Annotated in this window: 13 protein-coding genes; 11 read left to right on the top strand and 2 right to left on the bottom strand. The window is 68.0% G+C overall.

The window, feature by feature from the left end; translation table 11 throughout:
- Positions 1 to 100 precede the first annotated feature (100 nt).
- Complete coding sequence (locus QNI11_RS18250; RefSeq protein WP_283981234.1) at positions 101 to 1,015, bottom strand: LysR family transcriptional regulator; 915 nt, start codon at positions 1,013 to 1,015, stop codon at positions 101 to 103.
- Positions 1,016 to 1,141: 126 nt separating this feature from the next.
- Between QNI11_RS18250 and QNI11_RS18245 the strand changes: the two genes are divergently transcribed.
- Genes QNI11_RS18245 through atzF form a run of 8 tightly spaced genes read left to right on the top strand, consistent with a single transcriptional unit; the run spans position 1,142 to position 9,386 of the window.
- The gene (locus QNI11_RS18245) at positions 1,142 to 2,257 is read left to right on the top strand and encodes a BMP family ABC transporter substrate-binding protein (protein WP_100929201.1); all 1,116 of its coding nucleotides are present in this window, start codon (positions 1,142 to 1,144) and stop codon (positions 2,255 to 2,257) included.
- A gap of 19 nt (positions 2,258 to 2,276) precedes the next feature.
- Positions 2,277 to 3,368 carry an ABC transporter permease gene (locus tag QNI11_RS18240; protein ID WP_283981233.1) on the top strand — a complete coding sequence of 364 codons (1,092 nt, stop codon included), beginning with the start codon at positions 2,277 to 2,279 and terminating at the stop codon, positions 3,366 to 3,368.
- Positions 3,365 to 4,288: an ABC transporter permease gene (locus tag QNI11_RS18235; protein ID WP_283981232.1), complete on the top strand. Its 924-nt coding sequence runs from the start codon at positions 3,365 to 3,367 to the stop codon at positions 4,286 to 4,288. The genes QNI11_RS18240 and QNI11_RS18235 overlap by 4 nt, the downstream gene beginning before the upstream one ends.
- Positions 4,289 to 4,302: 14 nt before the next feature.
- The gene (locus tag QNI11_RS18230) at positions 4,303 to 5,007 is read left to right on the top strand and encodes a cysteine hydrolase family protein (RefSeq protein WP_283981231.1); all 705 of its coding nucleotides are present in this window, start codon (positions 4,303 to 4,305) and stop codon (positions 5,005 to 5,007) included.
- Positions 5,004 to 6,566: an ABC transporter ATP-binding protein gene (locus tag QNI11_RS18225; protein ID WP_283981230.1), complete on the top strand. Its 1,563-nt coding sequence runs from the start codon at positions 5,004 to 5,006 to the stop codon at positions 6,564 to 6,566. The genes QNI11_RS18230 and QNI11_RS18225 overlap by 4 nt, the downstream gene beginning before the upstream one ends.
- Positions 6,563 to 7,234 (top strand): cysteine hydrolase family protein, encoded by a 672-nt coding sequence (locus QNI11_RS18220; RefSeq protein ID WP_283981229.1) that lies wholly within the window; start codon positions 6,563 to 6,565, stop codon positions 7,232 to 7,234. The genes QNI11_RS18225 and QNI11_RS18220 overlap by 4 nt, the downstream gene beginning before the upstream one ends.
- Entirely contained in the window at positions 7,227 to 7,568 is a 342-nt protein-coding gene (locus QNI11_RS18215) for a cupin domain-containing protein (RefSeq protein ID WP_283981228.1), read from the top strand. The genes QNI11_RS18220 and QNI11_RS18215 overlap by 8 nt, the downstream gene beginning before the upstream one ends.
- A 3-nt stretch (positions 7,569 to 7,571) precedes the next feature.
- Positions 7,572 to 9,386: an allophanate hydrolase gene (gene atzF, locus QNI11_RS18210; protein WP_283981227.1), complete on the top strand. Its 1,815-nt coding sequence runs from the start codon at positions 7,572 to 7,574 to the stop codon at positions 9,384 to 9,386.
- A gap of 63 nt (positions 9,387 to 9,449) precedes the next feature.
- Here atzF and QNI11_RS18205 read toward each other — a convergent pair whose 3' ends face one another.
- Positions 9,450 to 11,135, bottom strand: coding sequence for an acyl-CoA dehydrogenase family protein (locus tag QNI11_RS18205; protein ID WP_283981226.1), 1,686 nt, complete (start codon positions 11,133 to 11,135; stop codon positions 9,450 to 9,452).
- A 188-nt stretch (positions 11,136 to 11,323) separates the two neighbouring features.
- Here QNI11_RS18205 and QNI11_RS18200 point away from each other — a divergent pair, with 188 nt between their 5' ends.
- The 3 genes from QNI11_RS18200 (at position 11,324) to QNI11_RS18190 (ending at position 13,401) form a co-directional block, all read left to right on the top strand.
- Positions 11,324 to 12,094: a sulfite exporter TauE/SafE family protein gene (locus QNI11_RS18200; protein WP_283981225.1), complete on the top strand. Its 771-nt coding sequence runs from the start codon at positions 11,324 to 11,326 to the stop codon at positions 12,092 to 12,094.
- Between the two features lie 32 nt (positions 12,095 to 12,126).
- Positions 12,127 to 12,435, top strand: coding sequence for a hypothetical protein (locus QNI11_RS18195; RefSeq protein ID WP_283981224.1), 309 nt, complete (start codon positions 12,127 to 12,129; stop codon positions 12,433 to 12,435).
- Between the two features lie 672 nt (positions 12,436 to 13,107).
- On the top strand, positions 13,108 to 13,401 hold the full coding sequence (locus QNI11_RS18190; RefSeq protein ID WP_100929210.1) for a hypothetical protein: 294 nt from the start codon (positions 13,108 to 13,110) through the stop codon (positions 13,399 to 13,401).
- Positions 13,402 to 13,408: the final 7 nt, after the last annotated feature.

Below are 13,408 nucleotides of genomic sequence, written 5' to 3'. Positions count from 1 at the left end.
TAACGATTTCAGAATGTATATCCGTCGCGGAAATCGCGCCCGTCCGCAGATTTTGCAGGGCGGCACCCGGCCACCGCTTTGCCCGCCCTTGGCCGGGGCGTCAGGCGTGCCCGCCCCTGCCGCTTGCGACGTCCAGCGCCTGCGCCAGTTGCCGGGCGAAGTTCGCCGCCGCCACCGGCAGCGTCCGCTGCCGCATCTGCGCGAGGTAGAGCACCCCGGGCGGCACATCGCGCGTGTCGATGGGCCGGGACACCACCGGCCCTGAATCGTCCATGGGCAGGCCGATGGGGATCTGGAAGGTCACCATCAGCTCCGGCCCGGGATAGCAACGCAGGAACTCGAAACTGTCGGACTCGATCCCCGGCACGATCTGCACGGAGGACCGCCGCATCGCGATGTCCAGCAGGTAGCGTACGCCGAACTCCTCGCTGGGCATCCCCACGGGGAAGTCCGACAGGTCCGACAGCCTTATCACCTTCTTCGTTGCCAGCGGGTGTTCGTGCGACATGACCGCATGCACCGGCTGCGGGGCGGTTGCCAGCACCTGCACGTCGGACAGGCGCACGGGTTCGAAGACCAGAGCGATGTCGGCCTCATGCGTGATCAGCGCCCGTTCGGCGCGGTAGCGGTCGCGCAGGTTGACCTCGAAGGTGACCAGCGGATGCTCCGCCCGGTAGTTGTTGATCTCGCGCGGCATGAAGTAAGGCAAGAGCGCCTGGCTGCACGCCACCTTCACATGGCCGCGCCGCTCTCCCTTCAGGTCCGAGATCTGCGAGCGCAGGCGTTCGAGGTCGGCGCGCTGGTTCCTGACATGCTGGATCAGCAGCTCCCCGGCGGTGGACAGCCGCACGCCGCGCGGCAGCCGTTCGAAGACCGGCGCGCCCAGTTCCTCCTCGAGCGACAGCAGACGCCGGTTGAGCGCGGTGGAGGTGATCGAAAGCGACTCCGCCGCGCCCCGGATCGACCCGGCCCGGCTGATCGCTTCGATGAAGTCGAGCGTTTCAAGGTGTTTCATGCTGACCGCTGCGTTTTCTGCATCGCAATGGAGCGAACTTAGCAGCAGACAGCACCGCAGCATAGCTTAACCTCTGCGTCAACGTGCCCCCGGAATCGCGGGGGCCACAGCAGAGAGGGATGAAGAATGACCAGTTTCCTGACACGGCGCCGCTTCCTGTCGACCACAGCCGGCATGGCCGGGGCGGCGGCTCTCGGCGGCTTTGCGGCGCCCGCGCGCGCGGCGGGCGGCCTGACCGTCGGCTTCATCTACGTCGGACCCCGCGACGACTACGGCTACAATCAGGCCCACGCCGAGGCCGCCGCCGTCATCAAGGGCATGGAGGGCGTCACCGTCATCGAAGAGGAGAACGTCGCCGAGACGCAGGACGTGCAGCAGACCATGGAGTCGATGATCAACTTCGACGGCGCGACGCTGCTGTTCCCCACGTCCTTCGGCTACTTCAACCCGCACATCCTGACCGTCGCGCCGAACTACCCCGACGTGCGGTTCGAGCATTGCGGCGGCCTCTGGTCCGAGGGGATGCCCGAGAACACCGGCTCCTACTTCGGCTACATCGGCATGGGCCAGTACCTGAACGGCATCGCCGCAGGCCACGCGACGAAGACCAAGAAGATCGGTTTCGTCGCGGCCAAGCCGATCCCGCAGGTGCTGCTCAACATCAACTCCTTCCTGCTGGGGGCCCGCTCCGTCGATCCGGAGATCACCTGCCAAGTCATCTTCACCGGCGAATGGTCGATGGCCGTGAAGGAGGCAGAGGCGACCAACGCGCTGGCCGACGCGGGCGCGGATGTCATCACCTGCCACGTCGACGGCCCGAAGGTGGTGATGGAAACGGCCGCCGCGCGCGACTGCTTCATCTGCGGCTACCACGCCAACCAGTCGGAACTGGCGCCCGAGAAATACCTGACCGGCGCGGAATGGAACTGGGCGACCGTCTACACCGACATGGTGCAGAAGACGATGGCGGGCGAACCCATCGACAACTTCGTCCGCGGCGGCCTGGCCGAGGGCTTCATCAAGATGTCGCCGCTGGGGCCTGCCGTGTCGGACGCCGCGCGCGCCCAGTTCGAGGACACGCACGCAAAGATCATGTCCGGCGGTTTCGCCGTCATCAGCGGCCCGCTGAAGGACAACACCGGCAACGAGATCGCCGCCGCGGGCACCTCCTACGAAGAGACCGACGTGGCGCTGGAATCGATGAACTACCTCGTCGAGGGCGTCATCGGGTCGACCTCGTAAGATGTCGGTCGGGGCGGAGATGACCGGCCCGGTCCGCGACACGCGGGCCTGGCTGGTGCCGCTGGCGGGTCGGGCCGAGGGGCTGATCCTGCCGGTCGCGGCGCTGCTGACCGGGTTCGCGGCCTTCGGGCTGTTCCTGCTCCTTCTGGGCAAGAACCCGGTGGAGTTCTACCAGCTCGTCTACAAGGCGGGCTTCGGCACGGCATTCTCCTGGACCAACACCCTGTCGCGGGCCGCCCCGCTCCTGTTCGCGGCGCTCTGCGTTGCCATCCCGGCGCGGCTCGGGCTGGTGGTGATCGGCGGGGAGGGGGCCATCGTGCTGGGCGGCGTGATGACCGGCGGCCTTGCGGCGACCTTCGCGGGCTGGCCCGCGCTCATCGCCATGCCCATCCTCGCGCTCATGGCGGCGGTGGCGGGCGGGGTCTGGATCGGCATCGTCGGCGCCCTGCGCCAGTGGCGCGGCGTCAATGAAACCATCGCCTCGCTCCTCATGGCCTACATCGCCATCGCCCTGATGAACCACCTCGTCGAGGGGCCCCTGCGCGATCCCGCCTCGCTCAACAAGCCCTCCACCGCGCCCCTGGCCGACACCCTGAGGGTCGGCGACCTGCCGGGGTGGAGCGTGCACTGGGGCCTCGCCGTCGCGGTGATCTGCTGCATCCTCGCCTGGGTGCTGATCGAACGCACCACGCTGGGCTTTTCCGCCCGCATCGCCGGGGGCAACGTCCGCGCCGCGCAGGTGCAGGGCCTTCCGGTGGGCAAGCTGGTGATCGGCTTTACCGCGCTCGGCGGCGCCTTCGCCGGGCTTGCGGGCTACTTCGAGGTCTCCGCGGTGCACGGATCGGCCAATGCCTCGCTCGCCGCCGGGTACGGCTACACCGGCATCCTCGTGGCCTTCCTCGCCCGTCACAACCCGCTGGCCATCGTTCCCGTGGCACTCCTGCTCGCCGGGTTCGAGGCGTCCTCCGGCCTCGTGCAGCGCCGCATGGACCTGCCCGACGCCACCATGCTCGTCCTTCAGGGCTTCGTCTTTGTCGCCATCCTCGCGTCGGAGACCTTCACCGGCCGCATCAACCTGATCGGCTGGATCGCGAAAGGAGACCGGACATGAACGGCGACATCGGGCTCTGGGCCGTGCCCCTTGCGATGCTGGGCGGCGCGATCCGCGTGTCGACCCCGTACCTCTTCGTCTCGCTGGGCGAGGTCATCACCGAGCGGTCGGGCCGCATCAACCTCGGGCTCGAAGGCACGCTCGTCTTCGGCGCCATGGCGGGCTACGCGCTGGCCTACCTCACCGGGTCTGCCTGGGTGGGGGTGCTGGCGGCGGCGCTGGCCGGGGCGGCCTTCGGCCTGATCCACGGGCTCCTGTGCTCCCTGCCGAAGGTCAACGACATCGCCATCGGCATCGCGCTCATGCTGCTGGGCACCGGGGTCGCGTTCTTCTTCGGCAAGCCCTTCATCCAGCCGGTCGCGCCGGACCTGCCGGCGATCAACCTCGGCTGGTGGTCCGACCTGCCGCAGGTGCAGGCGGCGCTCAAGGTCAACGTGCTGTTCATCGTCGGCGCCGTGCTGGCCGTAGCGCTGGCCTGGATGCTGAAGAAGACCCGCATCGGCCTGACGCTGCGCGTGGTGGGCGACAGCTCCGACGCGGCGCGGGCCCTGGGCATCAGCCCGTCGAAGGTCCGCATCCTTGCCACCGCCTTCGGCGGCGCGCTGGCGGGCATCGGCGGGGCGTACCTGTCGCTCTTCTACCCCGGCTCATGGAACGAGGGCATCTCCTCGGGGCAGGGCCTGATCGCCGTGGCGCTGGTGATCTTCGCCCGCTGGTCGCCGGTCTGGTGCTTCTTCGCGGCGCTCCTCTTCGGTGCGGCCGGCGCGCTTGGTCCGGCGCTGCAGTCCATCGGCATCACCTCGGGCTACTACCTCTCCTACGCCGCGCCCTTCGTGCTGACGCTGATCGTCCTGATCCTGTCGTCGTCGAAATCCGGTGCGCTCACCGGCGCCCCGCGCGAACTGTCCATCACCAAGTGAACGGAGACCCACAGATGAACGTCATGACCGAAACCCCCGTGGGCACGACCATCGACTCCGCGCCCTACGCCTGGCCCTGGAACGGCGACCTGCGGCCCGGGAACACCGCGCTCATCATCATCGACATGCAGACCGATTTCTGCGGGGTGGGCGGCTACGTCGACAGCATGGGCTACGACATCTCCCTGACCCGCGCGCCCATCCAGCCGATCCAGTCCGTGCTGAAGGCCTTCCGCGACAAGGGCTACATGGTGATCCACACGCGCGAGGGCCACCGCCCCGACCTCTCGGACCTGCCCGACAACAAGCGCTGGCGGTCCCGGCAGATCGGCGCGGGCATCGGCGATCCCGGCCCCTGCGGGCGCATCCTGACCCGCGGCGAACCGGGGTGGGAGATCATCGGCGAACTGGCCCCCGAACCGGGCGAGGTCATCATCGACAAGCCGGGCAAGGGCTGCTTCTGCGCCACCGACCTCGAGATGATCCTGCGTCTGCGCGGCATCGACAACATCGTTCTGACCGGCATCACCACGGACGTCTGCGTGCACACCACCATGCGCGAGGCCAACGACCGCGGCTTCGAATGCGTGATGCTGACCGACTGCTGTGCCGCCACCGACCCGGCCAACCACGCCGCCGCGATCCACATGATCCACATGCAGGGCGGGGTCTTCGGCGCCACGGCGACCTCCGACGCACTGCTGAAGGTGCTGCCATGAAGATGGCGGCCCTCGACGACACGCCCACCGCGCCCGTCGCCAAACCAAAGGGCACCGGCGCCATCGGGATCGAGACGGTCGGCATGACCATGCGCTTCGGCAATTTCACCGCGCTCGACAACGTCTCGATCAAGGTGAAGCCGGGCAGCTTCCACGCGCTGCTGGGCGAAAACGGCGCGGGCAAGTCCACCCTCGTCAAATGCATCATGGGGTTCTACCACGCCACCTCCGGCAACCTGCTGATCGACGGCTTCGACGGCAACGTGACCGATCCGAAGGACGCCCACGCCAAGGGGCTGGGCATGGTCTACCAGCACTTCACGCTGGTCCCGGCCCTGACCGTGGCGGAGAACCTCGTCATCAGCCGCGCCCACGTGCCGGCGGTGATCGACTGGGAGACGGAGATGCGCGACCTCTCCGCCTTCATGGACGCGATGCCGTTCCGTGTTCCCCTCGCGGAGCCCGTGCATCGCCTCGCGGCGGGCGAGAAGCAGAAGCTGGAAATCCTCAAGCAGCTCTATCTCGGCCGCCGCTTCCTGATCCTGGACGAACCCACTTCCGTCCTGACGCCCGACGAGGCGGACGAGGTGCTGGGCCACGTCCGCCAGCTGTGTGAGGCCGGGGCGCTGTCGGTCCTGATGATCTCTCACAAGTTCCGCGAGGTGACGGCCTTTGCCGACGAGGTCTCCGTCCTCAGGCGCGGCGTCTACACCGGCGGCGGCATGGTCAGCGACCTGACCCACGCCGACATGGCCGCGATGATGATGGGCGACGCAAAGCCCGCCGACCCCGCCCCCCGCGCGGAAACGAGCGGAGAGACGGTGCTGGCGCTCGACGGCATCCGCGCGATGGACCGCTCCGGCCTCGGCCGGATCACGATCGACGGGCTGAAGGTCCGCGCGGGCGAGATCGTCGGCATCGCGGGCATCTCCGGCAACGGCCAGATGGAACTGATGGAGATCCTCACCGGCCAGCGCGCGCCCTCTGCCGGCACGATGACCGTGCACGGCGTCCCCTACGGCGCCACCCGGGCCGAGGAACGCCGCCTGAAGGTCCGCTACCTGCCCGAAGAGCCGCTGCAGAACGCCTGCGCGCCGCGCATGACCGTGGCCGAGAACATCGGCTTCCGCTCGTTCGAGACGGGCCGCGACCGCCCGCGCTTCTGGCTTGCCCCGCGCGCCATGAAACAGAAGGCCGAGCGCCTCGTGGCCGAGTACAAGGTCAAGTGCGCCTCCATCGAAAGCCCCATCGCCGCGCTCTCCGGCGGCAACGTGCAGCGCGCGGTCCTTTCTCGCGAACTGGACGGAGAGGTGGACCTGCTGGTGATCTCCAACCCCTGCTTCGGCCTCGACTTCACCGCCGTGGCCGAGATCCGGTCGCGCATCATGACCGCCCGCAACGGCGGCGCGGCGGTGCTTTTGATGAGCGAGGACCTCGACGAGATCCTCGAGCTTGCCGACCGCGTGCTGGTCATGTCCGAAGGCGCGCTGGTCTACGAATGCACCGCGGCCGAGGCCGACGTGCCCACCATCGGCCATCACATGGGAGGTCACGCATGAGGATCGCCGCAGAGCCCTTTCCGCTGGACCTCGACCCCGCGACCACCGCGCTGATCGTGATCGACATGCAGCGCGACTTCATCGAGCCGGGCGGCTTCGGCGCTTCGCTGGGCAACGACGTGACGCGGCTTCAGGCCATCGTGCCGACCACCGCGCGGCTGATCGACGGTTGCCGCGCGGCCGGCGTCCCGGTGATCCACACCCGCGAATGCCACAAGCCCGACCTGTCCGACTGCCCGCCCGCCAAGCGTCTGCGCGGGGCGCCGTCGCTCCGGATCGGCGACGCGGGCCCGATGGGCCGGGTCCTGATCGCCGGCGAACCGGGGGCGGAGATCGTCGCAGAACTGGCGGCCATCCCGGGCGAAAAGGTCATCGACAAACCGGGGAAGGGGGCCTTCTACGCCACCGACCTCGGGCCGTACCTTGCCTGTCTCGGGACGAAGACCCTGATCTTCGCGGGCGTCACGACGGAGGTCTGCGTCCAGACCACAATGCGCGAGGCCAACGACCGCGGCTTCGACTGCCTCCTGGCCGAGGACGCGACCGAAAGCTACTTCGCCGAGTTCAAGGAGGCGGCCTTGCAGATGATCCGCGCGCAGGGCGCCATTGTAGGCTGGACGGCGCCCGTCGCCACGATCCTCTCGGCGCTGGAAATGGCCGATGCCTGAGCCGCTCTCCATCGCTGACCTCACCAGCGGCAGCTGGCGCGACATGACCTTCGCCCCGTTCCGCGACGGGATCGAGATGTGCACCATCGCCGAAGGCACGCCCCAGGTGGCACTCCTGCGCTACGAACCCGGCGCCGCCGCCCCCCGCCACCGGCACAGCGGCATGGAAACCGTGCTCGTGCTGGACGGCAGCCAGAGCGACGAGAACGGGCATTACCCCACGGGCAGCCTCGTGCTGAATCCCGAAGGCAGCGTGCACACCGTGCGCTCGGACGAAGGCTGCGTCGTGCTGATCCAGTGGACGAAGCCGGTGGAATTTCTGGAAGGTGACTGACCTATGAACGTGATGACGCTACAGGCGCCCGACCTGCGGATCGGCGCGCTGCACGACCTCTATGCCGCGGGCAGCACGCCCGACACGGTGATCGCCGCCGTCTACGCCCGCATCGCCGAGATAGGCGACCCCGGCATCTTCATCGCGCTCCGCGAGCAGTCCGAGGTCGTGGAAGAGGCCATGGCCCTGCCGCCTTTCGATGCCGACGCGTACCCGCTCTGGGGCGTGCCCTTCGCGGTGAAGGACAACATCGACGTGGAGGGTCTGCCCACCACCGCCGCCTGTCCCGCCTTCGCCTATGAACCGGCCGAGGACGCCTTTGTCGTCGCCCGCCTGCGCGCCGCCGGAGCACTGGTGATCGGCAAGACCAACCTCGACCAGTTCGCCACCGGCCTCGTCGGGATGCGCTCGCCCTACGCCGTGCCCTTCAACGCCGTCGATCCGGAGATCGTGCCGGGCGGCTCCTCCTCCGGCTCTGCCGTGGCGGTGGCGCAGGGCATCGTCAGCTTCGCGCTGGGCACCGACACCGCCGGATCGGGCCGCGTGCCCGCCGCGCTGAACAACATCGTCGGCTTCAAACCCTCGCTCGGGCTGCTCAGCGCAACCGGCATGGTGCCCGCCTGCCGGACGCTCGACACCATCTCCATCTTCTCGGTCGGCGTGGCGGACGGCTGGACGGCGCTGCAGGCGGCCTCCGGCTACGATCCCGCAGACGCCTATTCCCGCGACCTGCCCGCCCCTGCGCTCGACACGCGCGAGACGCTGACCGTCGCGATCCCCGATGCTGCCTCGGCGCAGTTCTTCGGCGACACCCTCCAGGCAGAGGCCTTCGCCAGCGCCACCGCCCGCCTGATGGACATGGGCATCACCGTCGAGGAGATCGACCTCACTCCCTTCTACGACGTGGCGCAGATGCTCTACTCCGGCGCATGGGTGGCCGAACGCAGGGCCGCGATGGAAGAGATCATGGCGGTCGAGCCCGACGTTGTGCACCCCGTCACCCGCGCCATCGTCTCCGCCGCCGATCGGTTGACCGCTGTCGATGCCTTCCGCGGGTTCTACCGCCTCGCCGACCTGCGCCGCGCCGTCCAGCCGGTGCTCGACCGCTACGACATGCTCGTGGTGCCCACCGTGCCGACCTTCTACACCCGCGCCGATCTGGAGGCCGACCCGGTCGAACCGAACTCCCGCTTCGGCACCTACACCAACTTCGTCAACCTGCTGGACATGTGCGGGCTGGCGGTCCCCACCGCGCCCCGCAGGGACGGGCGCCCGGGCAGCCTGACGCTGCTGGCGGCCTCCGGCAGGGACGGGCTTCTGGCCGCGCTCGCCGCCCGGATCGAGGAGGACGCCGCCATAGCCCCCGGCAACGGGCTTGCCATCCCCATGCCCTTGCCCCTGCCGGCCCGCGCGCAGAACGAGACGGTGATCGCCGCCGTCGGCGCCCATATGTCCGGCCTGCCGCTCAACGGCGAGCTGACCCGCCTCGGCGCCCGATGCCTCGGCCCCGCCCGGACCAGCGCGGACTACCGGCTCTACCGGCTGCCCGGCGGCGGCGTGCCGAAACCGGGCCTCCTGTGGGTGAACCGCGGCGGCAAGGCGATCGACATCGAGCTCTGGGCGCTGCCCACCGCCGCGGTCGGCGCCTTCATGGCGAACATCCCCTCGCCGCTCACCATCGGCACGCTGACGCTGGACGATGAGGACCTCTGCAAGGGCTTCCTGGTAGAGGCGGCGGCGGTCGAGGGCGCAGAGGACATCACCGCATTCGGCGGCTGGCGCGGCTTCCTCGCCTCGCTCGAATCCGCCCCGGCCTGACCCGGCCCGCCGGCAAGAGGAAAGGCGCCTCAGGGGGCGCCTTTCCAGTCCGTCCCAAGGATGTCAGCCCAGCAGGCGCCGCGCGATCACCTGCGCCTGGATCTCTGCCGCGCCCTCGAAGATGTTGAGGATGCGGGCGTCGCACAGGATGCGCGACACGGTGTATTCCAGCGCAAAGCCGTTGCCGCCGTGGATCTGCAGCGCGTTGTCCGCCGCGGCCCAGGCGACGCGCGCGCCGAGCAGCTTCGCCATCCCCGCCTCGAGGTCGCAGCGCCGGCCCTCGTCCTTCTCCCGTGCAGAGAAATACGTCAGCTGCCGCGCAATCATCACCTCGACCGCCATCATCGCCAGCTTGCCCGACACGCGCGGGAACTTGATCAGCGCCTTGCCGAACTGCTTGCGGTCCAGCGCGTAGCGCATGCCCACGTCCAGCGCCGCCTGCGCCACGCCGATGGCCCGCGCCGCCGTCTGGATGCGCGCGGATTCGAACGTCTCCATGAGCTGCTTGAAGCCGTTGCCCTCGACGCCGCCCAGCAGGTTCTCGCCCTTGACCTTGAAGTTGTCGAAGCCCAGCTCGTATTCCTTCATGCCGCGGTAGCCCAGCACCTCGATCTCGCCGCCGGTCATGCCTTCGGTGGGGAAGGGATCGGCGTCGGTGCCCGGCGTCTTCTCGGCGATGAACATCGACAGGCCCTTGTAGTTGTCCGTCGACGGATCGGTGCGCGCCAGCAGCGTCATGATGTGGGTCCGGGCGGCGTGGGTGATCCACGTCTTGTTGCCGGTGATCCGGTAATCGCCGTTCTCGTCCTTCACCGCCCGCGTGCGGAGCGAGCCGAGGTCCGACCCGGTGTTCGGCTCGGTGAAGACGGCGGTCGGCAGCACCTCGCCCGACGCGAGCTTGGGCAGCCACTTCGCCTTCTGCTCCTCCGTGCCGCCCGCGATGATCAGCTCTGCCGCGATCTCCGACCGGGTGCCCAGCGAACCTACGCCGATATAGCCGCGCGACAGCTCTTCGGAGACCACGCACATCGACGCCTTGGACAGGCCGAAGCCGCCGTGCTCTTCCGGGATGGTCAGGCCGAAGACGCCCATCTCGGACAGCTCCTCGATCACCTCCATCGGGATCAGCTCGTCCTTCAGGTGCCATTCGTGGGCGAAGGGCTCTACCTTGTCGACGGCATAGCGGCGGAACTGCTCGCGGATCATCTCCAGCTCTTCGTCGAGCCCGGTGCGGCCCACCGTGATTTCGGCCGAGCGTTCCTCCATCAGCTCGACCAGCCGGCTCCGCGCGGCCTGGCTGTTGGCGTTCAGCGTCAGCGTGACGATGGCCTCGCTGGCCAGCGGCGCGGCTTCGTCGGGGGTCACGCCAAGGTCCGCAAGGCGCACCATCTCGCCCTGGTTCATCTGGATGCCGCCCATGATCTGCGCGAGGTACTCGCCAAAGGCGATCTGGTGGATCAACTGCTCCACCTCGCCAAAGGTCCCCTCGGCGGTCAGCTTCTCCGCCCAGCCCTGCATCTGGCGCAGCGACTCGAGGTAGGTGGCGAACCACGCAAGGCCATGCGCCGCGGTCTGGTTGTCCTCCACCGCGCGGGCCGAGACCCGGCCGTCGATGCTGACCAGCGCGCGCACGTGCGCACGGGCGGCCTCGAACACCTGTTCCACCGGGGCAACGGCCGCGCCGGTCAGATCCAGAAGGTCGGGCAGGATCACGCGGCCCTGACCCAGGTCTTGTCCATCATGCGCCATTCATCGTCTCCTTGTCGTCGGTTTCGGTCGCCGGACGCGACGGGTTCGGTCTGTGTATTCGGTTGCGACGGTCCTAAACATTTTGCAGTTGCAGCGCAACAAAAATACCAAGGACTGCGGAAGAGTGTTCATTTCTTGCGCAGAGGATTCTTGCGGCGGCTCTCGGACGCCCATGCTATCAGCGCCGCATGACCGCTTTTCTGCCCGATCTCGCACTGCCCGTCCTGCTGGCCGCCCTTGGCATCGGCCTTGTGGCGGGCGTGGTCAAGGGAATGGTCGGTTTCGCCATGCCCATGATCATGATCTCCGGCCTTTCGAGCCTGATCCCGCCGGAACTGGCGCTCGCCGGACTGATTCTCCCGACGCTTGTCACCAACGGGATGCAGGCGCTAAGGCAGGGGGCGGGCGCCGCGTGGCAGTCGGTCAAGCGGTTCCGGCTGTTCCTTCTGGTCGGGCTGGTGTTCCTGCTGGGCGCCGCGCAACTGGTGACGGTGCTGCCGGTGCGCTGGCTGCTTCTGGCCATCGGCCTGCCGATCACGCTGTTCGCCATGCTGCAACTGGCGGGCTGGCAGTTGCGCCTTGCCCCCGGCACCCGCCCGGGGCTCGAGGCCGGGATCGGCGCCTTTGCCGGCTTCATCGGCGGGCTGTCCGGTGTCTGGGGGCCGCCGACCGTGGCCTACCTGACCGCCATCGGCACCGAGAAGACCGAGCAGATGCGCGTGCAGGGCGTGATCTACGGCCTGGGTGCACTGGCACTGACCGTCGCGCACATCGGCTCGGGCGTGCTGAACGAACGCTCCGTCTGGTTCTCGGTCATGCTGCTGCCCACCGCCGTTTGCGGCATGTGGATTGGCAGCCGCATCCAGGACCGCATCGACCAGCGCGCCTTCCGCCGCGCCACGCTGGCCGTGCTGCTGGTCGCGGGCCTGAACCTCGTCCGCCGGGCGCTGATGGGCTGACCGGCGGCCCCGGCCGCGCTAGACTCTCCTTCATGACCACGCTCACGGATCACGTCACGGCGCTTGTCGACGCGGAACTGGCGATGCACCCGAAGGCCACGCGGGCCGACCGGATGCTGCTGGACGACTTCCGCCGCCTGCGCGCCCGCCACGTCCCGATCACCGTGAACATCCCGGGCGGCGCCACCACGACCTGCATCATGGTCACCCGCTCCAACGGCGCCTACACGCTGGTCTGGCTGCCGGAGGCGCAGCTCTTCTCGCTCTGCGTCGACTCGATCTTCGGGCCGGTGGACATCGGCGTGCACGGCGCGGCGCTGGCCTGCTTCTCCTCTGTCTGACCCGCGGACTTCCCGTCCTTGCAAGTGGATGCCCGAAGAGGCAGCACCCGCGCCTTTCGACCTGTTCCTGATGCAGGTGCAGAAAGAAGGCCGCCAATTCCGAATTGCCACCTTGGGATAATTCCGGATTGAGCGCCCGGATTTGAAAAGGGCAGGGGATAACTTCTGACCGGGCGGAGTGAATGAAGCCCCATCAAAGCCCGAGTCCGGCGGGCCCTCCAATCCAAGCAGACGTTCATGAAGTCCGCACCCCTGCGCCGTTCCTATGCCGTGGTGCGCCCCCACTCCTGTGCAGGAGCACGCCACCGCCTCCGGCCCCAACGATCAGGCCTGACGCCAGTTAACGCCACTTGTTTTCAAGGCCGGAACCGGTCAGTGCAACGCGCGGGCACCAAGCTGACCAAGGGCAGCCCCCGCACCGGCATCGCCGGTAAAGGACCGACTATGGAATTCCCCACTCGACTCAATTCGGGAAATGCACGAGAATAACAACCTATGGTTGGGGCGCTTTCCGCCTATGGAAAAGATTCCCGATTAATTTGAGAGTCCTGTGAATTAAGTCGGGGTTTTTTGTCGCCCGCGGGAAACGGCCTTATTTACGCCTTTTTTGCGCGACAGACGGCGGCGAATCGGTCTTAATTCCGATCACCAGCTTATTTTTGGAGGTTACTAATGAAGATCAATACGTTCCTTGGCGCTGCCGCAATTGCAATTTCCGCTATCGCCACCGCCGCTTCCGCCGGCCACCAATCCTATGACGGCCCGATGGACCCGGTCACCCCGGGCTGTGACCGCTACCGCAGCGGTCTTGCCTCGTACGACGTGTGCTTCACCGGGGGCGAACCCTACGTGCAGGGCCACTATTCCTCTCTGGCCTGCGCGGACCCCTACAAGGGCACCCGCTTCGTCTGGAAAAAACCCTTCCTCGCCAAGGGCCGCTACGTCCTGACCTGCACCGACAACTGATCCGTCC

The sequence above is a fragment of the Sagittula sp. MA-2 genome, assembly GCF_030126985.1.
Lineage (GTDB): Bacteria > Pseudomonadota > Alphaproteobacteria > Rhodobacterales > Rhodobacteraceae > Sagittula.
The sequence above is the reverse complement of the archived record's forward strand: the minus strand, read 5'-3'. Positions and strand labels throughout refer to the sequence as shown.